General features: G+C 67.1%; 23 protein-coding genes. 9 read left to right on the top strand and 14 right to left on the bottom strand.

Going from position 1 to position 22,759, the window contains the following annotated elements; translation table 11 throughout:
- Nucleotides 1-104 precede the first annotated feature (104 nt).
- Nucleotides 105-590 (bottom strand): bacterioferritin, encoded by a 486-nt coding sequence (gene bfr / locus ACWDPV_RS23275; RefSeq protein WP_348802620.1) that lies wholly within the window; start codon nt 588-590, stop codon nt 105-107.
- A gap of 97 nt (nt 591-687) precedes the next feature.
- The gene (locus ACWDPV_RS23270; RefSeq protein ID WP_348802619.1) at nt 688-867 is read right to left on the bottom strand and encodes a (2Fe-2S)-binding protein; all 180 of its coding nucleotides are present in this window, start codon (nt 865-867) and stop codon (nt 688-690) included.
- Nucleotides 868-990: 123 nt separating this feature from the next.
- Between ACWDPV_RS23270 and ACWDPV_RS23265 the strand changes: the two genes are divergently transcribed.
- The 3 genes from ACWDPV_RS23265 to ACWDPV_RS23255 all read left to right on the top strand — a co-directional run bounded on the left by ACWDPV_RS23265 (nt 991) and on the right by ACWDPV_RS23255 (nt 4,048).
- Entirely contained in the window at nt 991-1,848 is an 858-nt protein-coding gene (locus ACWDPV_RS23265) for an exodeoxyribonuclease III (protein ID WP_449744865.1), read from the top strand.
- A gap of 24 nt (nt 1,849-1,872) precedes the next feature.
- On the top strand, nt 1,873-2,910 hold the full coding sequence (trpS, locus tag ACWDPV_RS23260; RefSeq protein ID WP_449744864.1) for a tryptophan--tRNA ligase: 1,038 nt from the start codon (nt 1,873-1,875) through the stop codon (nt 2,908-2,910).
- A gap of 82 nt (nt 2,911-2,992) precedes the next feature.
- Entirely contained in the window at nt 2,993-4,048 is a 1,056-nt protein-coding gene (locus ACWDPV_RS23255) for a YhjD/YihY/BrkB family envelope integrity protein (RefSeq protein ID WP_449744863.1), read from the top strand.
- Nucleotides 4,049-4,061: 13 nt separating this feature from the next.
- Here ACWDPV_RS23255 and ACWDPV_RS23250 read toward each other — a convergent pair whose 3' ends face one another.
- From ACWDPV_RS23250 to ACWDPV_RS23240, 3 genes are all read right to left on the bottom strand, one after another.
- Complete coding sequence (locus tag ACWDPV_RS23250; RefSeq protein ID WP_449744862.1) at nt 4,062-5,312, bottom strand: D-alanyl-D-alanine carboxypeptidase family protein; 1,251 nt, start codon at nt 5,310-5,312, stop codon at nt 4,062-4,064.
- 66 nt (nt 5,313-5,378) lie between these two features.
- On the bottom strand, nt 5,379-6,767 hold the full coding sequence (locus ACWDPV_RS23245; RefSeq protein WP_449744861.1) for an aspartate aminotransferase family protein: 1,389 nt from the start codon (nt 6,765-6,767) through the stop codon (nt 5,379-5,381).
- Nucleotides 6,764-7,228 carry an Lrp/AsnC family transcriptional regulator gene (locus ACWDPV_RS23240; RefSeq protein WP_348802613.1) on the bottom strand — a complete coding sequence of 155 codons (465 nt, stop codon included), beginning with the start codon at nt 7,226-7,228 and terminating at the stop codon, nt 6,764-6,766. Before ACWDPV_RS23240 ends, ACWDPV_RS23245 begins: the two co-directional genes overlap by 4 nt.
- Before the next feature lie 110 nt (nt 7,229-7,338).
- On the opposite strand from ACWDPV_RS23240, the gene ACWDPV_RS23235 reads away from it, so the two are divergent.
- Complete coding sequence (locus tag ACWDPV_RS23235; RefSeq protein ID WP_449744860.1) at nt 7,339-8,841, top strand: aminobutyraldehyde dehydrogenase; 1,503 nt, start codon at nt 7,339-7,341, stop codon at nt 8,839-8,841.
- Nucleotides 8,838-10,253, top strand: coding sequence for an NAD(P)/FAD-dependent oxidoreductase (locus ACWDPV_RS23230; protein ID WP_449744859.1), 1,416 nt, complete (start codon nt 8,838-8,840; stop codon nt 10,251-10,253). The genes ACWDPV_RS23235 and ACWDPV_RS23230 overlap by 4 nt, the downstream gene beginning before the upstream one ends.
- Before the next feature lie 3 nt (nt 10,254-10,256).
- On the opposite strand, the gene ACWDPV_RS23225 is transcribed toward ACWDPV_RS23230, so the two are convergent.
- The 4 genes from ACWDPV_RS23225 to ACWDPV_RS23210 all read right to left on the bottom strand — a co-directional run bounded on the left by ACWDPV_RS23225 (nt 10,257) and on the right by ACWDPV_RS23210 (nt 13,993).
- Nucleotides 10,257-10,991: a type 1 glutamine amidotransferase gene (locus tag ACWDPV_RS23225; RefSeq protein WP_449744858.1), complete on the bottom strand. Its 735-nt coding sequence runs from the start codon at nt 10,989-10,991 to the stop codon at nt 10,257-10,259.
- On the bottom strand, nt 10,988-11,956 hold the full coding sequence (locus tag ACWDPV_RS23220) for a universal stress protein (protein WP_449744857.1): 969 nt from the start codon (nt 11,954-11,956) through the stop codon (nt 10,988-10,990). The genes ACWDPV_RS23225 and ACWDPV_RS23220 overlap by 4 nt, the downstream gene beginning before the upstream one ends.
- Entirely contained in the window at nt 11,946-13,451 is a 1,506-nt protein-coding gene (locus ACWDPV_RS23215; protein WP_449744856.1) for an APC family permease, read from the bottom strand. The genes ACWDPV_RS23220 and ACWDPV_RS23215 overlap by 11 nt, the downstream gene beginning before the upstream one ends.
- A 140-nt stretch (nt 13,452-13,591) precedes the next feature.
- Nucleotides 13,592-13,993 carry a hypothetical protein gene (locus ACWDPV_RS23210; RefSeq protein WP_449744855.1) on the bottom strand — a complete coding sequence of 134 codons (402 nt, stop codon included), beginning with the start codon at nt 13,991-13,993 and terminating at the stop codon, nt 13,592-13,594.
- A gap of 130 nt (nt 13,994-14,123) precedes the next feature.
- On the opposite strand from ACWDPV_RS23210, the gene ACWDPV_RS23205 reads away from it, so the two are divergent.
- The gene (locus tag ACWDPV_RS23205) at nt 14,124-14,684 is read left to right on the top strand and encodes a Uma2 family endonuclease (protein WP_348802606.1); all 561 of its coding nucleotides are present in this window, start codon (nt 14,124-14,126) and stop codon (nt 14,682-14,684) included.
- A gap of 87 nt (nt 14,685-14,771) precedes the next feature.
- Here the strand turns inward: ACWDPV_RS23205 and ACWDPV_RS23200 are convergent, their stop codons facing one another.
- From ACWDPV_RS23200 to sdhC, 4 genes are read right to left on the bottom strand one after another with little or no spacing between them, the layout of a single operon-like run.
- Nucleotides 14,772-15,560, bottom strand: coding sequence for a succinate dehydrogenase iron-sulfur subunit (locus ACWDPV_RS23200; RefSeq protein ID WP_348802605.1), 789 nt, complete (start codon nt 15,558-15,560; stop codon nt 14,772-14,774).
- A complete protein-coding gene (sdhA, locus tag ACWDPV_RS23195; protein WP_348802603.1) occupies nt 15,560-17,314 on the bottom strand; it encodes a succinate dehydrogenase flavoprotein subunit in 1,755 nt (584 codons plus the stop codon). Before sdhA ends, ACWDPV_RS23200 begins: the two co-directional genes overlap by 1 nt.
- 36 nt (nt 17,315-17,350) lie before the next feature.
- Nucleotides 17,351-17,803 carry a succinate dehydrogenase hydrophobic membrane anchor subunit gene (locus ACWDPV_RS23190; protein ID WP_348802602.1) on the bottom strand — a complete coding sequence of 151 codons (453 nt, stop codon included), beginning with the start codon at nt 17,801-17,803 and terminating at the stop codon, nt 17,351-17,353.
- Between the two features lie 12 nt (nt 17,804-17,815).
- Nucleotides 17,816-18,223, bottom strand: coding sequence for a succinate dehydrogenase, cytochrome b556 subunit (gene sdhC / locus ACWDPV_RS23185; protein WP_348802601.1), 408 nt, complete (start codon nt 18,221-18,223; stop codon nt 17,816-17,818).
- Between the two features lie 224 nt (nt 18,224-18,447).
- Between sdhC and ACWDPV_RS23180 the strand changes: the two genes are divergently transcribed.
- Genes ACWDPV_RS23180 through ACWDPV_RS23170 form a run of 3 tightly spaced genes read left to right on the top strand, consistent with a single transcriptional unit; the run spans nt 18,448 to nt 21,307 of the window.
- Nucleotides 18,448-18,867 (top strand): cytidine deaminase, encoded by a 420-nt coding sequence (locus ACWDPV_RS23180; RefSeq protein ID WP_449744867.1) that lies wholly within the window; start codon nt 18,448-18,450, stop codon nt 18,865-18,867.
- Complete coding sequence (locus tag ACWDPV_RS23175; protein WP_449744854.1) at nt 18,864-20,180, top strand: thymidine phosphorylase; 1,317 nt, start codon at nt 18,864-18,866, stop codon at nt 20,178-20,180. Before ACWDPV_RS23180 ends, ACWDPV_RS23175 begins: the two co-directional genes overlap by 4 nt.
- Complete coding sequence (locus tag ACWDPV_RS23170; RefSeq protein ID WP_449744853.1) at nt 20,177-21,307, top strand: adenosine deaminase; 1,131 nt, start codon at nt 20,177-20,179, stop codon at nt 21,305-21,307. Before ACWDPV_RS23175 ends, ACWDPV_RS23170 begins: the two co-directional genes overlap by 4 nt.
- 87 nt (nt 21,308-21,394) lie before the next feature.
- On the opposite strand, the gene ACWDPV_RS23165 is transcribed toward ACWDPV_RS23170, so the two are convergent.
- On the bottom strand, nt 21,395-22,711 hold the full coding sequence (locus ACWDPV_RS23165; RefSeq protein ID WP_449744852.1) for a primosomal protein: 1,317 nt from the start codon (nt 22,709-22,711) through the stop codon (nt 21,395-21,397).
- Between the last annotated feature and the right edge of the window lie 48 nt (nt 22,712-22,759).

Genomic DNA, 22,759 nt, shown 5'->3' with positions numbered 1-22,759 from the left:
ACTGGTTCTCCCGCCCGGGGGGTCAGACACCTGGGGCGCGGCGTGTCGGACAGGCGGCGCCACTGATATGCGTTGAAGTCTGATGCTCGGGGAATCCCGGCGACTCAGCCCACGTCCGGCGGGGTCGCGACGATCTTGGCCATGTACAGCTGCTCGCCGAGCTTGTCCATCAGTTCGAGCTGGGTCTCGAGGTAATCGATGTGGTGTTCCTCGTCCTTGAGGATCTCCTCGAACAGCTTCGCCGAGGTGATGTCACCCTTGCTGCGGCACAAGGCAATTCCAGGCTTCAGCCGGTCGACCACCTCGAGTTCGATGGCGAGGTCGGATTCGAACTGCTCGCGCAGGGTCTGCCCGATGCGCAGCGGCAGCAGCTTCTGATAGTTCGGCAGGCCTTCGAGGAACAGGATGCGGTCGGTGAGGATCTCGGCGTGGGTCATCTCCTCGATCGATTCGGCGCGGGTCTTGCCGGCCAACTCCGTGAAACCCCAGTTGTCCTGCATCTTCGCGTGCAGAAAGTACTGGTTGATGGCGGTCAGCTCACTGGTCAGCTGCTCGTTCAACAGGGCGATGACCTCGTCATCTCCACGCATGACACAACTCCGCTCGGGTCAAAGAATGATGAGTCGAACGGTAACACGACCAATGGCCCCATGTGAGGCATTCACATGAGGTCGAACTCGGCGTGTGTCAGGCGGCGCTGGTGACGGCGGTCCTTTCGCTGAGAATCTCGGAGAGTCGTTCGAGGCAGGTTCCGCATCCTTCACCGGCGCCACAGCGATCGCTGATGGCGTCGACGGTCCGCGCACCCTGGGAGCAGTGCTCGTGGACCTCGTCCTCGGTCACCGCGCGGCAGATACAAACGAACATCGGAACTCACCTCATCTGACTATTAGGTGAGGATTACATAAAATCCCGTGGTGCACAAGGGTTGCCTAACCTTGGACCCAGTCCAGATTGGGATGTCGGAGCGTAGACGTAGGGTGTGGAGCCGTGACAACCACGATCACCACCGTCAACGTGAACGGCATCCGGGCGGCCACCAAGGCGCGATCCGAGATCAATCCCGGCCTCCTGACCTGGCTCGATTCGGCAGATCCGGACATCGTGCTGCTCCAGGAGATCCGGGCGAGCGAACAACAGGCACGGGAGGCGCTCGGGCCGATGATCGATCGGGGTTGGCAGCTGACGATGACCGAATCGGTGGTCAAGGGCCATGCCGGGGTGGGAGTGATGAGCAAGGTCACACCGACGGCGGTGCGGACAGGCTTTGGCAGTGCCGAGTTCGACCCGACCGGGCGTTACCTCGAGGCCGACTTCGCCACCGGCGTCGCATCTGGAGCGGGACCGCTGACCGTCGGGAGTCTCTACCTCCCGAAGGGGGCGGGGGCCCCGACGCCGTCGAGCACCGACAAGGACGTCGCGAAGTTCGAGGAGAAGAAACGGTTCCTCACCGAATTCGGCGACTACCTGACCACCGCGGCACGACGCCGCCGCGACGTCGTGGTCGGCGGCGACTGGAACATCGCCCACGCCGAGTCCGACATCAAGAACTGGAAGGGCAATCTCGGTAACCCCGGGTTCCTGCCCCATGAACGGGAGTGGGTGGCGCACCGCCTCGGAACCGGCTGGGTCGACGTGGTGCGCGAACTGCATCCGGGCGTCGACGGCCCGTACAGCTGGTGGTCGTGGCGGGGCAAGGCCTTCGACAACGACTCGGGGTGGCGGATCGACTATCAACTCGCCAATCGGGCCCTGGCCCGGCGGGCGGTCAAGGCCTTCGTCGACCGCGCCGACTCCTACGACCGCCGCTGGTCGGATCACGCGCCGGTCACCGTGATCTACGAGTGAGTGCGTTTGAGAGAATCTGGTGTCATGAGTGACGTTTCGGATTCCGCCGCGCCGCGCCGGCGTGTGCTGTCGGGCATTCAACCCACCAGCGACTCCTTCCACCTGGGCAATTACCTGGGCGCGGTCAAGCAGTGGGTGGAACTGCAGGACGATTTCGACGCGTTCTACTTCATCCCCGACATGCACGCGTTGACCGTCGAGTTCGACCCGAAGACCCTCGCCGACCGCACCCGGCTGTCGGTGGCCCAGCTGCTCGCGGTCGGCGTCGACCCGGCTCGTGCGACGGTGTACGTGCAGTCCCACGTCCCCGAGATCGCGCAGCTGACCTGGGTCCTGCAGTGCATCACCGGATTCGGTGAGGCCAGTCGCATGACGCAGTTCAAGGACAAGAGCGCCAAGCAGGGCACCGACGCGACCGGCGTGGGCCTGTTCACCTACCCGATCCTGATGGCCGCCGACATCCTCGCCTTCGACGTCGATTTCGTGCCGGTCGGCGAGGATCAGCGTCAGCATCTGGAACTGACCCGTGATCTCGCGCAGCGGTTCAACAAGCGATTCGGGAAGGCATTCGTCGTCCCGCGGGCGCACATCGTCTCCGAATTCGCCAAGATCTATGACCTGCAGAATCCGACGGCCAAGATGAGCAAGTCCGCCGACACCGACAAGGGTCTGATCAACCTCCTCGACGACCCGAAGCGTTCGGCGAAGAAGATCCGTTCGGCGGTCACCGACACCGATTCGGTCATCCGGTTCGACCCGGCCGAGAAGCCGGGAGTGAGCAACCTGCTGACCATCCAGTCGGCGCTCAGCGGGGTGGGCGTCGACGATCTCGTCGCCAAGTACGAGGGCAAAGGGTACGGCGACCTCAAGGTCGACACCGCCGAGGTACTCGCCGACTTCGTGACGCCGCTGCGTGGCCGCGTCACCGAGTACCTCGACGACCCTGCCGAACTCGACGCCATCCTGGCACGGGGCGCCGGCCGGGCCCGCGACGTCGCGGCCGCCACGCTGGCATCGGTATACGACAAGGTGGGGTTCCTCGCGCCTACGGTAGGGGAGTAGACCCGCCGTCGGTGTAGTCCACGCCCGGCGGGTCGCGTGATCGCGGAGCGTGCGCTCCGCACCGAGGCGGAGGGTGGCACATATGGGTGCGATGATCGACCGGATCAAGCGACTGATCGCGCTCGCGCAACAGCAGTTCGCCGACGCACGCCGACGATGGCCATGGCTGGAGCACCTGATCGCGATGCAGCAGCGATACACCACCCGGCGCGGCAACCTGTATGCGGCGAGCATCAGCTTCAACGGCATCCTGGCGCTCGTCCCGATCGTGATGGTGGCCTTCGCGATCGCCGCCTTTGTGCTGGCCAGTAGGCCGGACCTGATCGACCAGATCCAGGAGTCGGTGGTCAAGGAACTGCCCGGCGAACTCGGCAGCCAGGTCGAGCAGGTCATCGATTCCGCGATCGCCTCACGCACCGCGGTGGGCGTCGTCGGTCTTCTCGGTGCCGCGCTGACCGGCATCGGCTGGATCGCCGGGGTCCGAGCGGGGATGACCGAGATGTTCGGTGGGCGCCTGAATCGTAATGCGTTGGTGTCCAAGGGAACCGACCTGCTGACCTTCGCCCTCCTCGGAGTCGCGTTCGCGGTGACGATGGCGTTCACCACGTTGGCCAACGGTGGCGGCATCGTGTCGACGATCCTGCGCTGGGTGAAGGCCGATGACGCCGCCTGGGCGCCGGTGGTGGTGCGTGGTGTGGCGGTGGTGATCTCGGTGCTGGCGAGCTGGTTGTTGTTCACCTTCATCTTGTCGCGTTTGCCGTTGGTGCCCTTACCCTTCCGCAACACCCTGAGGGCCGGCCTGATCACCGCGATCGCCTTCGAGATCGTCAAGGCGGTCGGCGGGATCTACCTGAAGTCGGTGCTGAGCAGCCCGGCCGGGGTGGCGTTCGGGCCCATCCTCGGCGTGATGGTCTTCGCCTACCTGGCCTCTCGCATCATCCTGTATGCCACCGCATGGTGCGCGACCGATCCGGTCAACGCCCCGTACCAGGTCGCCGACGAGGTCGATCCGGCCGAGCAGGCCGTCGTCGTCCGCCCGACGGTGGAGGTGAACCCGATGCCACGCGCCGCCGTGGTCGCCGGGGCTGCGGCGTTCGGCACGCTGGTCGGCTTGGCGCTCAGGAGGTTTCGCGACTGATCGGTACTGCTGGTCATCGGCTGCGGCGGCGGACCATCATGCGCCGGGCGGCGGCCACGAGGGCGACGACGGCCAGCGCCGCGACAAGTCCGATGAGCAGGCGTGTCGATGTGCTCCGGTTGGTGGCCGGGTCGGCGAGGCTCGCATTCTGTGGCGCCGCACCGGCGGTGGGACTTGCCGACGCCGGCCGGTCATCGGCCACCAACTCGCCGACGCGGATTCCCGCAGGTGACCGGAATCCGTAATCGAGAAGAGACGCGCCCTGTGTCCAGTAATTGTCGTCGGCGGTGGACAGCCCGTACATCTGCACGATCAGGATGCGACGATCCCCCTGCTGTGCGGCCCCGACGAAGGTCTTCAGGGCGTCGTCGGTGTACCCGGTCTTGCCGCCGAGCATACCCGGATAGCCTTCCAGCAGAAGGTGATTGGATGTCTGCATCTCATAGCCCGGGTGGTCGTTGTCGCCGGGGACGTCGGCCCGGGCCGGATAGCCGGGGAAAAAGTACGTCGGCTTGGCGATGATCTCGGCGAAGGTGGCGTTGTCCATCGCGGCGCGGAAGATCAGTGCCAGGTCATAGGGTGAGGTCGACATCCCGGCGGCGTCGAGTCCGGACGGGCTCGCCGCGCGGGTGTCGAGGGCGTGCAGGTCGCCGGCCAGCGTGTTCATCTTCGTCAGCGCCGCGTCCACGCCGCCGAGCTGTCGGGCCAGCGCATTCGCGCAGTCATTGCCCGACACCACGATGAGACCGCTGAGCAGGTCGCGGACGGCGTAGTGCCCGCCCGGTCCCATCCCGCAGGAGTCGCCTTCGGCGCTCCAGTCCTCGACGGTCGGCTCCACCACGCGATCGAGATCGAGTCCGCTGTCGAGGACGGTGAGCGCGAGCAGCACCTTGATCGTCGACGCCGGCCGATAGCGGCCATGCGGGTCCTTGGCCGCGATGACCGCTCCGGAGTCCATGTCGGCCACCAGCCAGCCGGCCGAGGTGAGCCGATCGGGCACCGGCCCGGCCGCCGGATCGGCGATCACCCCGCAGCCGGCGAGCGCGTCGCCGCCCACGGTCGCGGACGGGACCGGTAGCGGGGTGGGCGCCGCCGAACCGGGTGCGACGACCTCGGAGGTGTCCACCGCCGGGGGCGTGGCGACCCGGTGCGGGCAGTGATCGGTCACCGGTGTGGCCACCGGGGCCGCGAGGGCGGGAGCACCGGACAGGCCGGTCACCACGGCGGCGACGGCAAGGGCCAGGAGGCGGTGGCGCGAGGTCACCGGTGGGAGGTTACCAGCGGTGACCCCGGCCCGACGGTCCGGTGTAGACGGATCGGTGGGGTCGTCTCAGAGCAGGGTGTAGGCCTCCGTCAGCACCGTCCGCAGGATCTGCTCGATCTCGTCGAACTCGGCCTGCCCGGCGATCAGCGGCGGGGCCAGCTGGACGACCGGGTCACCCCGATCGTCGGCGCGACAATACAGACCGTTGTCGAACAGCGCCGAGGACAGGAATCCGCGCAGGATGCGCTCGGATTCGGCGTCGGAGAAGGTCTCCTTGGTGGTTTTGTCCTTGACCAACTCGATGCCGTAGAAGAACCCCTCGCCGCGCACATCGCCGACAATCGGCAGGTCGTGCAGTTTCTCCAGCGTCGCGCGGAAGGCCGGTGCGTTGGTCTTGACGTGATCGTTGAGCCCTTCACGTTCGAAGAGATCGAGATTGGCCAGGGCCACCGCCGCCGACACCGGATGGCCACCGAAGGTGTAGCCGTGCGGGAAGGTGGTGGAACCGTCGTTGAACGGTTCGAACAGTCGCTCACTCGCGATCATCGCACCGATCGGTGAGTATCCCGAGGTCATGCCCTTGGCGCAGGTGATGATGTCGGGTTGATAGCCGAAGTCCTCGCAGGCGAACATCGAACCGATGCGGCCGAACGCGCAGATCACCTCGTCGGAGACCAGCAGGACGTCGTACTCGTCGCAGATCTCGCGCACCCGCTCGAAGTATCCCGGCGGCGGTGGGAAGCACCCGCCCGCGTTCTGCACCGGCTCGAGGAAGACCGCGGCGACGGTGTCGGGGCCCTCGAACTCGATGGCCTCGGCGATACGGTCGGCGGCCCAGCGGCCGAACTTCTTGGGATCGGCGGCCAATTCGGCGTCGGGTGCGCGGTAGATGTTGGTGTTGGGGGCGCGGAAACCGCCCGGGGTGAGCGGCTCGAACATCTGCTTGAGGGCGGGCACGCCGGTGATGGCGAGTGCTCCCTGCGGGGTGCCGTGATAGGCGACCGATCGGGAGATCACCTTGTGCTTCAACGGTTTACCGACGAGCTTGTAGTACTGCTTGGCGAGTTTCCAGGCGCTCTCGACGGCCTCGCCGCCGCCGGTGGTGAAAAAGACCCGGTTGAGATCGCCCGGCGCGTAGGCGGCGAGTCGCTCGGCGAGTTCGATCGCCGGTGGGGTCGCATAGGACCAGACGGGGAAGAAGGCGAGCTCCTTGGCCTGCTTGGCGGCCGCCTCGGCGAGTTCGGTGCGACCGTGCCCGGCCTGGACGACGAAGAGGCCGGCGAGGCCGTCGAGGTAGCTGCGGCCGCGGTCGTCGAAGATGCGGACCCCCTCACCCTTGGTGATCACCGGCGGGGCGATGCCCTCACCGTGCCGGGCGAAGTGTCCCCACAGATGTGCGGCGCTGCGTTCGCCCCATGAACTGGAGCCGGCGGATTGTTGTGCGACTGCGGTCATCGTGTACCCCAATTGTATTGCTGTTTGACAAGTTTCAGATAGACGAGCGTTTCGGTGGCGGTCACCTCGGGGTGGCGGCGCACCGTCTTGTTCAGAATCGACAGGAGGTGATCGTCGTCCTCACACACGACCTCGATCAGGATGTCGAAGGACCCGGCGGTCAACACCACGTAGTCGATCTCGGCGTGGTCGGCCAGTGCGCGGGCCAGCGCCTCGGTGTCCCCGGTGCAGCGGATGCCGATCAGGGCCTGGCGCGAGAAGCCCAGCTTCAACGGATCGGTGACAGCGACGATCTGCAGCAGGCCGCTGTCCCCGAGCTTCTGGACGCGGTTGCGGACGGCGGCCTCGGAGAGGCCGACCTCTTTGCCGATGGACGCGTACGAGCTGCGTCCGTCGGCCTGCAGTAGCTCGATGATGCGTTTGGCGGTGTTGTCCAGATGTGCGGGTGGTGTGTCAGGCACACGACGATCCTGACGGATTTCGTGGTTTGGCGCAACATTTTATGACGATTTCGCAATCAGGATTCCGTTGACTGTCGCGAATTCGTTGTCCTGCCGGTAGTATCGCCGTCGTGCCGTACACCGCAACCGTCCCGTCCGGCTGGGTTGCCGGAGCAGCCGTGCCGGGCTCCGGTCCCGACCACGTCGTCGTCAATCCTGCCACCGATGAGGCGCTGGCGACCCTGACTCTGGCGAGTCCCGCCGACGTCGACGCCGCGGTGGCCGCGGCTCGTGACGCCCAACGGGAGTGGGGCGGTGCGACGCCCGCGGAACGGTCGGAGGTTCTCATGGCCCTCGCCGACGCCCTCGATGCCGAGTCGGAGTCGTTGGCGGCGGAGGAAACCGCGCACACCGGCAAGGCGATCAGGCTCGCCCGCGAGTTCGATGTACCGGGCAGCGTCGACAACGTCCGGTTCTTCGCCGGTGCCGCACGGCACCTGGAGGGCAAGGCGTCGGCGGAGTACTCCGGTGATCACACCTCGAGCATCCGGCGTGAGCCGGTGGGCGTCATCGGGTCGATCACCCCGTGGAACTATCCGCTGCAGATGGCGATCTGGAAGGTGCTGCCGGCGCTGGCCGCCGGATGTGCGGTGGTGCTCAAACCCGCCGAGCTGACTCCGCTGACCACCCTGACGCTGGCGCGGCTGGCCACCCGGGCCGGTGTGCCCGACGGCGTGCTCAACGTCGTGGTGGGGACCGGGGCGCAGGCCGGAGCCGCGATCGCGGGCCATGCCGGCGTCGACATGGTGACCTTCACCGGATCGACACCGGTGGGCCGGATGGTGATGGCCCAGGCTGCGCGCAACGGTACGCGCGTACAACTCGAACTCGGCGGCAAGGCACCCTTCGTGGTCTTCGACGATGCCGACCTCGACGCGGCGATCGCCGGTGCGGTGGCCGCGTCACTGATCAACGGCGGGCAGGACTGCACCGCCGCCACCCGGGCCATCGTCGCCGCCGACCTCTACGACGACTTCGTCGCCGGCGTGGCCGAGCTGATGTCGGGTGTGACGGTGGGCGATCCGACCGATCCCGCAACGGATCTGGGTTCGCTGATCTCGCGGGCGCATCGCGACAAGGTCGCCGGCATGGTGGAGCGGGCGCGCGCCGACGGCGCCCGCATCGTCGTCGGCGGTGCGGTCCCGGAGGGGAGTGGCGCCTTCTATCCGCCGACCCTGGTGGCCGACGTCGCGGAATCATCGGAGATCTACCGCGACGAGGTCTTCGGTCCCGTGCTGACGGTCTCGTCGTTCTCCGACGACGACGATGCGATCCGCCGGGCCAACGACACCGTCTACGGCCTGGCGGCCTCGGCGTGGACCCGCGACGTCTACCGGGCGCAGCGGGCGTCGCGGGAGATCCACGCCGGCTGCGTGTGGATCAACGACCACATCCCCATCATCAGCGAGATGCCGCACGGTGGTGTCGGCGCCTCGGGATTCGGCAAGGACATGTCGATGTACTCACTGGAGGAGTACCTGTCGGTCAAACACGTCATGAGCGACATCGCCGGTGTCGTCGACAAGGACTGGCACCGAACGGTGTTCGCCAACCCGGGGCGCGCGGTCCGATGACCTGGGCAACGCGGCCGGGCCGGCGCGCGGTCGAGATGGTGGCCCAGGCGTCGCCGGAATCCTTCTGGCTCGACCGGCCGAAGCGGCCCGCGGCGTGCGACCGGCTCTCCGACGAGGTCGACGCCGATCTGCTGGTGGTCGGTGGGGGATTCACCGGCTTGTGGACGGCGGTGACCGCGGCCGAACGCGACCCGGGGCGTCGGGTGGTCCTCGTCGAACGCGACCGGATCGCCGAACACGCCTCCGGTCGCAACGGCGGATTCTGCTCGGCCAGCCTCACCCACGGCATCGGCAACGGTCTGGAACGCTTCGCCGACGAGATGCCGACCCTGACGCGACTCGGCCGCGAGACGCTCGACGGTATCGAGGCGGCGATGGACCGTCTGGGTATCGACGCCGACGCCGAACGCACCGGTGAACTCGACATCGCCAACTTCGACTGGCAGGTCGACGGACTTCGCGAATTATCTTCTGCAGCAGCGTTTCTCGGTCAGGAACTGACCATGCTGCCGGGCCCGCAGGCCCGAGATCGGGTGAACTCGCCGATGGTGCGTGCCGCGGTGCACGACCCGGATGTGCTCATGCTCGATCCGGCCAAGCTGGCGTGGGGCCTCGCCGAGGCCGCGCAGCGGCTGGGCGTGCGGATCTACGAGGGCACCGAGATCACCGGGATCGGGCGCGAAGGTGAGTGGCTACGTGCACAGACCGGTTATGGTGACGTGCTCGCCCGCCGGATCGTGCTGGCGACGTCGGCCAGTCCGTCGGTTCTGCGCCGGCTGCGTCTGTTCACCGTCCCGGTGTGGGATTACGCCCTGATGACCGAGCCACTGACCGCCGAGCAGCGTGCGTCGCTGGGCTGGGCCGGGCGCGAGGGACTGGCCGATTCCGGACCGAGGTTTCATTACTTCCGGCTCACCGCCGACGATCGTATTCTCTTCGGTGGTTGGGATGCGTTGTATCACTACGGGTCCGACGGGGCGCGGCGGCACGAGTTCGAGCCGGGGGAATTCGCGCTCCTGGCCGAGCACCTGCTGCAGTTCTTCCCGCAGCTCGAGGGTATCCGCGCCACCCACACCTGGGGCGGTGCGATCGACACGTGTTCGCGGTTCTGCGCGTTCTGGGACCGATCCTTCGGCGGCCGCGTGGTCAGCGCGGTCGGCTTCACCGGGCTCGGGGTGGGTGCCTCGCACTTCGCCGCGGCGACCGCGCTGGATCTCCTCGACGGCCTCGACACAGAACGCACGGCTCTGAACATGGTGCGGTCCAAGCCGATTCCCTTTCCGCCGGAGCCGCTGCGGTGGGCCGGGATCACCATCACCCGTCACCAGCTGGCGCGCAGCGAACGGCGTGAGGGGCGTCGTGGCGCGTGGCTGAGCGCGATGGACAAGCTGGGGCTGGGCTTCGACAGCTGAACCTCAGACCCGTCGGAGATCGGCACACCCGGCGACGACCACCTCGACCCACCGGCGGATCGCCGTCGCGGCCAGTGGACGCGTGATCTGTTGCGCCCGTGCGACATCGGCTCGGATACCGGCGGGTCCGTCGGGACCCAGAGCGCTCTCGAGTTCACGACGGTACTCGGGGACCCCGAGCCACTCGTCGAACAGGGCGGTGTCGACCTCGAGGTGGAACTGCACGCCGTAATGCGGTCCGTGCCGGAACAGTTGATGAGCACAGAGCTTCGACGACCCGAGAAGTGTTGCGCCACCGGGCAGGTCGAAGGTGTCGTAGTGCCAGTGCATCGCCGGGATGGTGGCGGTGCCGGCCCACACCGGATCGGTGGCGGCGTCCGCGGTGAGGGTGACGTCGGCGATCCCCAGTTCCGGTTCCGGACCGGTCCGCACCGCCGCGCCGAGCGCCCGGGCGAGCAGCTGCGAGCCCAGGCAGACTCCCCAGATCGGGATGCCGGCGGCGATCGCGCCGGTCAGAAACGCGATCTCGGCGTCGATCCAGGGGAGGGTCGGGCCGTCGTTGGCACCCATCGGACCGCCCATCACCAGGATCGCGTCGAAGTCGGTGGGATCGTCGGGCATCGGTTCGCACCAGGAGCGCACCGTGCGGACGTCGGCGACCTCGTCGAGCCCGGCCAGGTAGGCTCCCGGCGACTCGCACTCGGCGTGGCGGAGTTCGAGCACCCGCGCCCGGGTCATGCACCCGTCCGCGGGATGACGATGACCGGCGCGGTCGTCCAGCGCAGGATGCGCGCGGCGGTACTGCCCAGGAACACCCGATTGGCCGCGCCGAGGTGCCCCGAGCCGACGGCGACGAGATCGTTCTGGTCCCACTCGAGATTGTCCAGCGCCTCGTCGAGGGTCGGGCCATCGGCGACGAGCACCTCGATGTCCAGGTCGGCCTCGACGGCCGCGCGGGTGTGTTCGAGGAGGTCGCGGGCCACCTCGACCTGCTTGGCGCGGGCCGCGCGGGAGGTGTCGTCCTCAAAGGGCGAATCCAGGGACACCAGCGACACCAGGCGCAGATCGAGGTGTGCCGACTCCGCCAGCTCGATCGCGAACGGCAACGGGTCCGATGCCGACGGCCGGACCGGCACGGCGACGGTCACCATGTCCAGGGCGACCTCCGAGCGGGTGGCGTACCCGCGTGGCGCCAACGCCACCGGCAGCGGTGCCGAGTGCAGTAGTTCGGTACTCACCGTTCCCAGGTTGTGCCGGCTGAACAGGCCGTCACCGGTACCGCCCACCACGATCAGGTCGGCCCCGTTCTCCTCGGCGATCTCGATCAGTCCGGCGGCGAAGGACTCGTTGACGGTGACGATCGCCCGGGTCTCGATGTCGTCGGGAACCAGGGTCGCGCCCTCGGCCAGCCACCGGCCCGCCTGTTCCTCGAGGCGTGCCTCGTACTGCTCGAGTCCGGGCGAACCGTCGTAGGGCACGGGATGCACCACGCACACCAGGTCGATGGACGCGCCGGTCTTGCGGGCCAGTGCCGCCGCGAGTACGACACCGTCGTTGCCCGACGGGGTCGCCAGATAGCCGACGACGAGGCGTCCCCGGCAGGCCGACGACCGCGCGGGGGTCGAGGTGTCGGGGGTCGGGTTCTCGGGGGTCGGTGACGATGGGGTGTCAGTAGACGGCGACGATGGGGTGTCAGTAGACATCGGGCACCTTCACTTCGGTGTTCGCGGTCAATGTCTTGCCCTGAAAGAACTCTCGGCGCTGGGCGAAGCACGCCAGCATCAGTGGGATGCCCAGGACGAGCATGCCGACGCCGAGGATGAACACGCCGCCGATGGGGCCCACGGAGGTGTAACCGTAGTCGGGCTGGACCATGTCGATGGCACTCTTGACGAACGCCCAGGTCATCGCGATCCCCCCGAGGAGGGGGAACAGGCCGCGCATGAAGAAGTTCCGGGCCGAGTCGAACAGGGTGCGGCGGAAGTACCAGACCGAGGAGTATGCGGTGATGCCGTAGTAGAACGCGACCGCCAGCCCGAGTGAGGCGATCGAGTCGGCCAGGGTGTTCTGGCTCGCGATCGACAGGACCAGGTAGAACACCAGCGCGGACACCCCCATCACCGCGGTACCGAAGGCCGGGGTCATGTAGCGCGGATGGATCTTCGAGAACCGATCCGGGATCGCCTTGTACACCGCCATCGACAGTGAGCCACGGGCCGTCGGCAGGATCGTCGACTGCGTCGAGGAGATCGCCGACACGCTCACCGTCAGCAACAACGCCGATGCCATGATGCCGCCGGCCACCGGCTCGCCGAGGATGGTGAGCACGTCGTCGACGTTGTCCTCGTTGTTCAGTCCGATGCCGGTGTCGCCGAAGCCGGCGAAGGACTGGATGGCGTAGGCGACGAGCACGTAGGTGGCCACCAGGATCACGCAGGTGATCACCGCCGCACGCCCGGGGGTCTTTTCCGGATCCTTGGTCTCCTCACCGACCGCGAGACACGCGTCCCAGCCCCAATAGATGAAGATGCACAGGATCACCGCCGCGGCGATCTCCGACTGACTCAGCCCGCCCGGCCACAGCCAGTTCCATTCCGGTGAAATCGCCTGCGGTCCAGCTGTTCCCAGTCCCACCTTGATCAGTGCGATGACGCTGGCCAGCACGAGCACCCCGAACTGGATGAACATCAGCGCCACGAGCAGCCGCTCGCTGATGACGATGCCCCGGATGCTCACCCAGGTCATGCCGGCGATGAAGACGCAGCCGAGCAGAACCTTGATCCAGAGGGTGTCCGCCAGCGACTCCAAGCCGAGGAACTCCAGCAGATAGACCGCGGCGATCTCGGCGACATTGGCCAGCACGATGATCGCCGACACCGCCAGACCCCATCCGCCGATCCACCCGATCCACGGTCCGAAGGCCTTGGTTCCCCAGGTGAAGGTGGTGCCACAGTCGGGGGTGTCGCGCGAGAGTTCCCGGTAGGCGAAGGCCACCAGCAGCATCGGGATGAACGCCACCACGAACATCGCCGGCGCCTTGGTGTGCACCGCGGCGACGACGAATCCGAGGGTGGCGGCCAGGCTGTAGGCCGGCGCCACCGCCGACAGCCCGATGATCACGTTGCCGACGAGGCCGATGGAGCCGGCGCGTAGTCCCTTGTCGCCGCCCTGGAGCTCGGCCTGAACACTCTCGGTCATGTGCTACTCCCACCTTGCGTGCGCATGCAGGGACTCAGACTAAGGTTTCCGTTGCCGACGCGCAGCGCTATCGCGGAATCAGTGGTTTCGGGCGGAAATTGCCTCGATTTCAGTTCACATTCGTGATCTCTTGTCGGGATTTACTCACAGATGGCCATCGCTCGTTCACCTTCTGCGGTGTCCTCGGCGACCGTGGAGTCCCCGCGAGCGATGGCACACGCCGCGTACTCACCGCCGCTGACGAAGACGACGCGCAGCAAGGTCTCGGCATCATCGGGGAGGAAGGTCAGCATCGCCACGTGGTGTCCCGTGTCGTCGTCGACGTCGGACAGCGGCACGTCGAACTGATGCCGGGGACGTCCGGCGGAGTCGTACCAGAGCAGTTGCTCGTTGATCTCGGTATCAGAGGTCAGGGTGATGGTCACCGGCGCCGGGGGTTGTGCGGAGGCGTGTGACGCAGAACCCCCGATGATCGTGACGGGGACGATCAGGAGCAGGGTGGCGGCGAGCGCGGCGGCACCGCGGGTGATGGTGTGTGTCATGCCGGTTTGGACGCAGCCCGGGCGCGATCGGTTCCATCCGATCCGGTTGTCCACAGGCCGGCAAGAACGGTGCTGGTCTCGCAAGCTGTCCGGTCCATACTCGTCGCCATGATCAAGGAGGCGCCCTACCATGACATCCATGACCAGCGAGACCTGGACCCTGCCGCGGGGCCGCGAACTGACCCGCGCGGATCTCGACGCGGCTCCTGATGACGGCTGGCGCTACGAACTCATCGACGGGGTCCTCATCGTGAGTCCGGCTCCGCGGCCGCGACATCAGCGTGCCATCCGCGATCTCTTTCTTCGTGTGCATGCGGCCTGCCCGGCCGACCTCGAGGTGCTCTTCGCCCCACTGGACGTGATCCTGTCGGAGAACACCGTGATCCAGCCCGATCTGCTGGTCGCGCCGCGTGCGGCGTTCACCGACGACGGACTTCCCGGACCGCCGGTGCTGGCCGTCGAGGTGCTCTCACCGTCGACGCGGGGGGTGGACCTGCTGCTGAAGAAGGAACGGTTGCAACGCGCCGCCTGCGCCCACTACTGGGTGGTCGATCCCGACGAGCCGTCGATCCTCGCGTGGGAACTGATCGACGGTGCCTACCGCGAGGTCGGGCGGGTCACCGGGGAGGACACGTTCACCGTCGAGCGGCCGTTCCCGGTGAGCGTGGTCCCGGCCGAACTCGTCGGCTGAGCCCGAGACACCACATCTCTCGAGACACAACGAAGGCCCGTGCCGTGCGGCGCGGGCCTTCGTTGGGCTGCAGAGGTGGTCTGCGTGTCAGCGCGAGAACATCAGAGCGCGCTTGACCTCTTGGATGGCCTGGGTGACCTGGATGCCACGCGGGCAGGCGTCGGTGCAGTTGAAGGTGGTGCGGCAGCGCCACACCCCGTCGACGTCGTTGAGGATGTCGAGTCGTTCGACGGCACCCTCGTCGCGGCTGTCGAAGATGAAGCGATGAGCGTTGACGATGGCGGCGGGGCCGTAGTAGCTGCCCTCGTTCCAGAACACCGGGCAACTCGTGGTGCAGCAGGCACACAGGATGCACTTGGTGGTGTCGTCGAAGCGGGCGCGGTCGGTGGCCGACTGGATGCGTTCGCGGGTCGGCTCGTTGCCGGTGGTGATCAGGTACGGCTTGATCGCGCGGTAGGCGTCGAAGAACGGCTCCATGTTGACCACGAGATCCTTCTCCACCGGAAGCCCCTTGATGGGCTCGATGGTGATGGTGATCTCTTTGCTCTTGTCCTTGGGGAGCAGATCCTTCATCAGGAGCTTGCAGGCCAGCCGGTTGACGCCGTTGATCCGCATCGCGTCGGAACCGCAGACGCCGTGCGCGCAGCTGCGACGGAACGTCAGGGTGCCGTCGAGGTAGCCCTTCACGTACAGCAGCAGGTTGAGCAGCCGGTCGGTCGGCAGGGCGGGGACGCGGAAGCTCTCGAAGCCCTGGGCATCGGGATTCTCCGGGTTGAACCGGTAGATCTTCAGCGTCACCATCGTCGCCTCGTCGGGGACGGCGGGCAGTGGCGGCTCGTCGGAGGAGGGAGCCGGGTTGTCCATGACGGCGGTCATCAGTACTTACGCTCCATCGGCTCGTAGCGGGTTTGGATGACGGGCTTCCAGTCCAGCTCGATGTCGCTGAGCAGGTCGGTGCCCTTCTTATAGGCCATCGTGTGCCGCATGTAGTTGACGTCGTCGCGGTTCGGGTAATCCTCGCGGGCGTGACCGCCGCGCGACTCCTTGCGGTTGAGCGCCCCGACCACGGTGACCTCGGCCATCTCCAGCAGGAAGCCGAGCTCGATGGCCTCGAGCAGGTCGGAGTTGAAACGCTTGCCCTTGTCCTGCACGCGGATGTGGGCGTAGCGCTCCTTGAGGGCGTGGATGTCGGTGAGCGCCTGCTTGAGGGTCTCTTCGGTGCGGAACACCGACGCGTTGGCGTCCATCGAGGCCTGCAGCTCGGTGCGGATGTCGGCGACCCGCTCGTGCCCGTGCTCGGACAGGATCGTCTCCAGCCAGCCGTCGACCATCGCGGTCGGCTCTTCCGGCAGGTCGGTGAACGACGCCGAGTTGGCGTAGTCGGCGGCGGCGATGCCGGCGCGACGGCCGAAGACGTTGATGTCGAGCAACGAGTTGGTGCCCAGGCGGTTGGCGCCGTGCACCGAGACGCATGCGCATTCGCCCGCGGCGTACAGACCGTGCACGACGTCGGTGGGGTTGCGCAGCACCTGACCCTCGATGTTGGTCGGGATGCCGCCCATCACGTAGTGGCAGGTCGGGAAGACCGGAACCCATTCGGTGACCGGGTCGACGCCCAGGTAGGTGCGGGAGAACTCGGTGATGTCGGGGAGCTTCTCGTTGAGCACGTCCTCGCCGAGGTGGGTCACGTCGATGTAGACGTAATCCTTGTTCGGTCCGGCGCCGCGGCCCTCGAGGACCTCGAGCACCATCGAACGGGCGACGATGTCGCGGGGGGCGAGGTCCTTGATGGTGGGGGCGTAGCGCTCCATGAAGCGCTCGCCCTCGGCGTTGCGCAGGATGCCGCCCTCACCACGGACGGCCTCGGAGATGAGGATGCCCAGACCGGCCAGGCCGGTCGGATGGAACTGGTGGAACTCCATGTCCTCCAGGGGAAGTCCCTTGCGGAACACGATGCCCATGCCGTCACCGGTGAGGGTGTGGGCGTTGGAGGTGGTCTTGTACATACGTCCCGAGCCGCCGGTCGCGAACACGATCGACTTGGCGTGGAACACGTGGATCTCGCCGGTCGCGAGTTCGTAGGCGACGATGCCGGTGGCCACCGGTTCGCCGTTCTCGTTCTCGGACAGGCACAGGTCGAGCGCGTAGAACTCGTTGAAGAACTCGACGTCGTGCTTGACGCAGTTCTGGTACAGGGTCTGCAGGATCATGTGACCGGTGCGGTCGGCGGCGTAGCAGGCGCGACGGACCGGCGCCTTGCCGTGATCGCGGGTGTGACCGCCGAAGCGGCGCTGGTCGATGCGACCCTCGGGGGTGCGGTTGAACGGCAGACCCATCTTCTCCAGGTCGAGCACCGCGTCGATGGCCTCCTTGGCCATGATCTCCGCGGCGTCCTGGTCGACGATGTAGTCGCCACCCTTGACGGTGTCAAAGGTGTGCCACTCCCAGTTGTCCTCTTCGACGTTGGCCAGCGCGGCGCACATGCCGCCCTGGGCCGCGCCGGTGTGGCTGCGGGTGGGGTACAGCTTGGTGAGGACCGCGGTGCGGGCGCGGGGAGCGGCCTCGATGGCCGCGCGCATCCCGGCGCCGCCGGCGCCGACGATCAGCACGTCGTAGCGGTGTTCCTGCATATGTATTCGTGTCTCCTGTGGTCGACGTGGGGCGCGTCAGCTCGCGCTGTTGACGTCAAAGGTCAGAAGGGCATAGGTGCCGAGCACCAGCACCAGGATCATCGAGATGCCGAGCAGCACGTTCAGCCAGAACCGGGTGGAGTCCTTGCGCGAGTAGTCGGCGATGACGGTGCGCACACCGTTGCCGCCGTGCAACTGGGCCAGCCACAGCATCGTGAGGTCCCAGATCTGCCAGAAGGGTTCCTTCCACCGGGCGGCGACGAAGGACGCGTCGATGCGGTGCACGCCGTTGTCCCACGCCAGCATGATGAACATGTGGCCGATGGTGAGGATGATCAGCGCCAGGCCGGAGAAGCGCATGAACAGCCATGCGTACTTCTCGAAGTTGCCGCCCTTGCGGGCGCGCGGCGAGCGCGGGTTGTCGAGACTGGCCGGCCGGTCGTAGTCGGTGCCGAGTGTCTTGGCGAGGTGCGGGGAGGATGCAGTCATCGGTGATCTCTCCTAGAACGAGTGCGTGATCAGGATCTGGAGGAGGCGGACCGCCGCCGCCGCGAACACGATCGCGAAGATCGACAGGATCACCCACAGCATCTGTCGCTGGTACTTGGCACCCTTCGACCAGAAGTCGACGAGGATGATCCGCACACCGTTGAAGGCGTGGTACAGAACACAGGCGACGAGACCGATCTCCATCAGGCCGATGAGCGGCGTCTTGTAGGTCTCGATGATCTCGGAGTACTTGTTCGGATCGATGCGGATGACCGCGGTGTCCAGAACATGCACGAAGAGAAAGAAGAAGATGGTGACACCGGTGATCCGGTGGAGCACCCATGACCACATCCCGGGGTCGCCTCGATACAGAGATCGCTTACGCACCGGCTCCGGTGCGGTTTCGGTCGGGGTGCTCATTGCGAAATTGGCCTCCAACATCGTCGATGGACGCAGGGAGCCGCCTTGTGGAGGCTCCACCATGGACCCATGCAAGAGACTTTAAACCTATGCTGAGGGCAGCCGTGAATTGCCCGAACAGATCTGGGCCACAAGAGATTCCGACTTAGGTTTGCCTTACCATTGCAACGGTGACCGCAGAGTCGTCTGTGTCCGGTTGTATCCCCGTTCAGAAGGAGTTTCCGCTGACTGCCGACATTGATTGGAATATGCTGCGCCACAAGGCAATTGAAATGGTGGGGCGAGCCTACGCGCCGTACTCGAGGTTCCCGGTCGGTGCGGCCGGGAGCACCACCGAGGGGCGAAACGTCGCCGGCTGCAATGTGGAAAATGTCTCATACGGACTCGGCGTCTGCGCCGAGGTGGCGTTGGTGACCGACCTCATCGGATCGGGTGGCGGTCGGCTGCGTGCGGTCAGCGTCAGCGACTCCCGCGGCGAGGTGCTGATGCCGTGCGGCCGGTGCCGGCAGGTGCTCTTCGAACACGGTGGCGTGGAGCTGCTCATCGACCACCCCGCCGGTCCGCGCGCGCTCGGTGAGTTGCTGCCCGACGCGTTCGGACCGGACGATCTGGCCGCAGGGGAACTCGGCGAGGCGTCCCGGTGAGCGGGGAGAGCGTCGGGATCGACCCGATCTCGGTGATCACCACCAAACGGGACGGCCGGGCACTGACCGATGCGCAGATCGACTGGGTCGTCGACGCCTACACCCACGGTGTGGTGGCGCCGGAACAGATGTCGGCGTTGCTGATGGCCATCGTGCTGCGTGGGATGGACCGCCGGGAGATCTCCACCTGGACCCAGGCGATGATCGACAGCGGCGCCCAGGCCGACTTCTCCGGACTGAGCCGGGACGGCCGACGGTTGGTGACCGTCGACAAGCACTCCACCGGTGGGGTCGGCGACAAGATCACCCTTCCGCTCGCACCGCTGGTCGCCTCGTACGGGGTGGCGGTACCGCAGTTGTCCGGACGCGGCCTGGGCCACACCGGCGGAACCCTCGACAAGCTCGAGTCCATTCCGGGATGGCGGGCCGATCTCACCGTCGCGGAGATGATCACCCAACTCGAGCAGGTCGGCGCGGTGGTGTGCGCGGCCAGTCCCGACCTGGCACCGGCCGATCGCCTGCTCTACGCGCTGCGCGACGTCACCGGCACCGTCGAGTCGATCCCGCTGATCGCCAGTTCGATCATGAGCAAGAAGATCGCCGAGGGCACCGGCGCCCTGGTGCTCGACGTGAAGGTGGGTTCGGGTGCGTTCCTGCCGGGCGAGGACGACGCGCGCGAACTGGCCGCCACCATGGTCGACCTGGGCGAGCGGGCCGGGGTGGCGACCTCGGCGTTGCTGACCGACATGGACACGCCGCTGGGCCGGGCGGCCGGCAACGCCGTCGAGGTGGCCGAATCCGTCGAGGTGCTCGCCGGTGGCGGACCGGCGGACGTGGTGCAACTGACCGTGGCGTTGGCCGTCGAGATGCTGACCCTCGCCGGTGTCTCCGACGTCGACCCGGCGGAGAATCTGCGCAACGGCCGGGCGATGGACTCGTGGCGGGCGATGATCACCGCGCAGGGCGGAGATCCGGACGCCCCGTTGCCGCGGGCACGGCACACCGACGTGGTGACCGCCGAGCGGGCCGGGATCGTCGCACGGGTGGACGCCCGGGCCGTCGGCGATGCGGCCTGGCGACTCGGCGCCGGACGATCGGTCCCCGGCGAATCGGTGCAGGCCGAGGCCGGTGTCATCGTGCACGTCGCACCCGGCGACGAGGTGCGCGCCGGCGAGGTGCTCTTCGTCATGCACACGCAGACCCCGGAGCGGTTCGCCGCCGCGCGGGCCGCGCTGGTCGGCGCCGTCGACATCGGGGCGCACACGCCCGTCGTCCGGCCCCGCGTGATCGAACGCGTTAGGTTCGGGGCATGACGTCAATGCCGCCGCGTTCACCGCTGGATCCCGCCGCACTGCTGCTCGCCCCGAAGGTGCTGTTGCACGATCATCTCGACGGCGGACTGAGGCCGTCGACGGTGCTGGAGCTGGCGCGGGAGACCGGCTACGACGAACTGCCCGCCGATACCGCGGACGATCTCGCCATCTGGTTCCGCGAGGCCGCCGACAGCGGCTCGCTGGAACGATATCTGGAGACCTTCGCGCACACCGTCGGCGTGATGCAGACCGCCGACGCGCTGGTCCGGGTGGCCCGCGAATGTGTGGAGGATCTCGCCGCCGACGGCGTCGTGTACGCCGAGGTGCGCTACGCCCCCGAACAGCACCTCGAGGCCGGACTCGACCTCGACGAGGTGGTCGAGGCGGTGCTGACCGGATTCGCCGAGGGGGAGGCGATCGCCGCGGCGTCGGGCCGTCGGATCATGGTGCGCTGCCTGGTCACCGCGATGCGGCACGCCGCCCGCTCCCGGGAGATCGCCGAACTGGCGGTGCGCTACCGCGACCGCGGGGTGGTCGGATTCGACATCGCCGGCGCCGAGGCGGGCCACCCGCCGACCCGGCACCTCGACGCATTCGAGTACATGCGGGCCAACAGTGCGCCGTTCACCATTCATGCCGGCGAGGCGTTCGGCCTGCCGTCCATCCACGAGGCCATCGGCTTCTGCGGCTCCGACCGGCTCGGTCACGGGGTGCGCGTCATCGACGACATCGTGCTGCCGGCCGGGTCCCGGCCCGACGACGAGGCGTTCCCCGGAGCCGAACTCGGCCTTATCGCGAACATCGTGCGCGACAAGCGAATCCCGTTGGAGCTGTGCCCGAGCTCGAACGTGCAGACCGGCGCGGTCGCCTCGCTGGCGGAGCATCCGTTCAACGTGCTCGCGCGGTTGCGTTTCCGGGTGACGGTGAACACCGACAACCGGCTGATGAGCGACACCACGATGAGCAAGGAATTCGCCAAGCTCTCCGAGCAGTTCGGTTACGGCTGGGCCGACTTCGAACGCTTCACCGTCAACGCGATGAAGTCGGCGTTCATCCACTTCGACGAGCGTCTCGCGGTCATCGACAACGTCATCAAGCCCGGCTATGCGGTGCTGATCGAGGGCTGATCAGGTCGGCGGGAAAGTGGGTCGTGCGTGAGAAGGTGGGTGCGGTAGCACCCACCTTCTCCAACACGACCCATTAGTGGCGCGGCGTCAGCGCTTCTTGACGAGCCGATCCTCGAACTCGTGCTCGAGGGCGCGCCACGCCTCGGCCTCGTTCTCGAACGGCGGGCTCGGGGCCAGCCGCTTGGGATCCGGGTTGATCGCGTAGTCGACGAACCAGCCCAGCGGGGTGGTGGACCCGAGTGCCTCGCCGACGGAGTCGTCGTCGGCGTAATCGGCTGCGTCGGTGAATAATTCGACGGCCAGCTCGAGCTGGTTGCGGTCGATGCGGCGGGGGCCGTCGGAGATGTCCTCACTCAGCCCGGGCAGCACGTAGACGTTGTCGTCGATGACGTCGAACTCCAGTGAACCGTCGGTGGCGGCCACCCGCACCTCGTCGAAGGTCGACACACCCGACAAGTCGTGGCTGTTCTCGTCGGCGAGGAACTTCGACAGCACCCGCGGCGAGGTGAAGACGAAGATCTTGCCGTCCTTGCCGAGGAAGACCGGGTCGTCACCGAGGTAGCAGCGCAGCGACAGGTATTCCCCGGCGCCGGTGACGATGCGGATCGGGTCGATGCCGACCGAGGCCCAGAAATCGTCGTCGTCGATCTCCTCGTCCTCGTCCTCGTCCTCGTCGTCGTCGGAGTCGGAGTCGTCGAGGTCGTCGTCGGTCTCCTCGGTGGCCTCGTCGTCCTCGGATGCCTCCGCGTCGGCGTCGCCGACGAGGTCGAGATCCTCATCCGGCTCGTCCTCGTCCTCCGCCGACGCCGCGGCCTCGAGTTCGGCGGCGGCGGTGGTGACGGCGTCGTCGGGCACGTCGGGGGTGGTGATGACCTCGTCGATGGCGTCGAGGACGTTGTCCCAGTGCTTGGCGATGAGACGGCCGATGCGCACCCACAGGTCGGTGCCGTCGCGGCCCTCGAAGTTGCGGGTGCCGGTGGTCACCGCACCCAGGATCGGGTTGCCGTTGAAGAACTTGGTGATCACCACCAGCTCGCACACCTCACCGAGGATGCGCACGATCTCCAGCGCGTCCTCGAGTTCGGCGATGACCTCGGGGGTGGGATCCTCGGCGGCGAGCTCCGGCACGCCCACCAGGTCATAGGTGTGCCGGTCGTCGGGAACCAGCTCGTCGGCCTGCAGACCCTTCACGGTCTCCCACGCCGGATGCTCGACGAGGTCGTTGTCGTCGTCGGTGCGGATGAACGCGACGAGTTCGGCGACGCCCGGGAAGACGTAGAGGTCCTCGTCGAGACCCAGGAACGCCTCCCACTCGTCGTCGCCCTCGCGCCAGCGGGGCGCCCACAGCGTGAAGCTGTTTCCGTCGGTGAGTCCGAGCTCGATGGGGACGATGTCTCCGGCCATGACGTCACAGCGTAGCGATCATGCCTGTGACATCCATACCGACCCCAC

The organism is Gordonia sp. NPDC003504, assembly GCF_053587995.1.
This window is presented reverse-complemented; position numbering and strand designations above follow the sequence as displayed.

Excerpts from the sequence above, each read along its gene's own strand:
- ACWDPV_RS23165 (WP_449744852.1), bottom strand. The coding sequence starts at position 22,711 with ATGGCCGGAGACATCGTCCCCATCGAGCTCGGACTCACCGACGGAAAC.
- sdhC (WP_348802601.1), bottom strand. The coding sequence starts at position 18,223 with ATGAGCACCCCGACCGAAACCGCACCGGAGCCGGTGCGTAAGCGATCT.
- ACWDPV_RS23220 (WP_449744857.1), bottom strand. The coding sequence starts at position 11,956 with ATGTCTACTGACACCCCATCGTCGCCGTCTACTGACACCCCATCGTCA.
- ACWDPV_RS23270 (WP_348802619.1), bottom strand. The coding sequence starts at position 867 with ATGTTCGTTTGTATCTGCCGCGCGGTGACCGAGGACGAGGTCCACGAG.
- ACWDPV_RS23190 (WP_348802602.1), bottom strand. The coding sequence starts at position 17,803 with ATGACTGCATCCTCCCCGCACCTCGCCAAGACACTCGGCACCGACTAC.
- ACWDPV_RS23230 (WP_449744859.1), top strand. The coding sequence starts at position 8,838 with ATGACCTGGGCAACGCGGCCGGGCCGGCGCGCGGTCGAGATGGTGGCC.
- trpS (WP_449744864.1), top strand. The coding sequence starts at position 1,873 with ATGAGTGACGTTTCGGATTCCGCCGCGCCGCGCCGGCGTGTGCTGTCG.
- sdhA (WP_348802603.1), bottom strand. The coding sequence starts at position 17,314 with ATGCAGGAACACCGCTACGACGTGCTGATCGTCGGCGCCGGCGGCGCC.
- ACWDPV_RS23210 (WP_449744855.1), bottom strand. The coding sequence starts at position 13,993 with ATGACACACACCATCACCCGCGGTGCCGCCGCGCTCGCCGCCACCCTG.
- ACWDPV_RS23225 (WP_449744858.1), bottom strand. The coding sequence starts at position 10,991 with ATGACCCGGGCGCGGGTGCTCGAACTCCGCCACGCCGAGTGCGAGTCG.
- bfr (WP_348802620.1), bottom strand. The coding sequence starts at position 590 with ATGCGTGGAGATGACGAGGTCATCGCCCTGTTGAACGAGCAGCTGACC.
- ACWDPV_RS23170 (WP_449744853.1), top strand. The coding sequence starts at position 20,177 with ATGACGTCAATGCCGCCGCGTTCACCGCTGGATCCCGCCGCACTGCTG.
- ACWDPV_RS23255 (WP_449744863.1), top strand. The coding sequence starts at position 2,993 with ATGGGTGCGATGATCGACCGGATCAAGCGACTGATCGCGCTCGCGCAA.
- ACWDPV_RS23245 (WP_449744861.1), bottom strand. The coding sequence starts at position 6,767 with ATGACCGCAGTCGCACAACAATCCGCCGGCTCCAGTTCATGGGGCGAA.
- ACWDPV_RS23215 (WP_449744856.1), bottom strand. The coding sequence starts at position 13,451 with ATGACCGAGAGTGTTCAGGCCGAGCTCCAGGGCGGCGACAAGGGACTA.
- ACWDPV_RS23200 (WP_348802605.1), bottom strand. The coding sequence starts at position 15,560 with ATGACCGCCGTCATGGACAACCCGGCTCCCTCCTCCGACGAGCCGCCA.
- ACWDPV_RS23205 (WP_348802606.1), top strand. The coding sequence starts at position 14,124 with ATGACATCCATGACCAGCGAGACCTGGACCCTGCCGCGGGGCCGCGAA.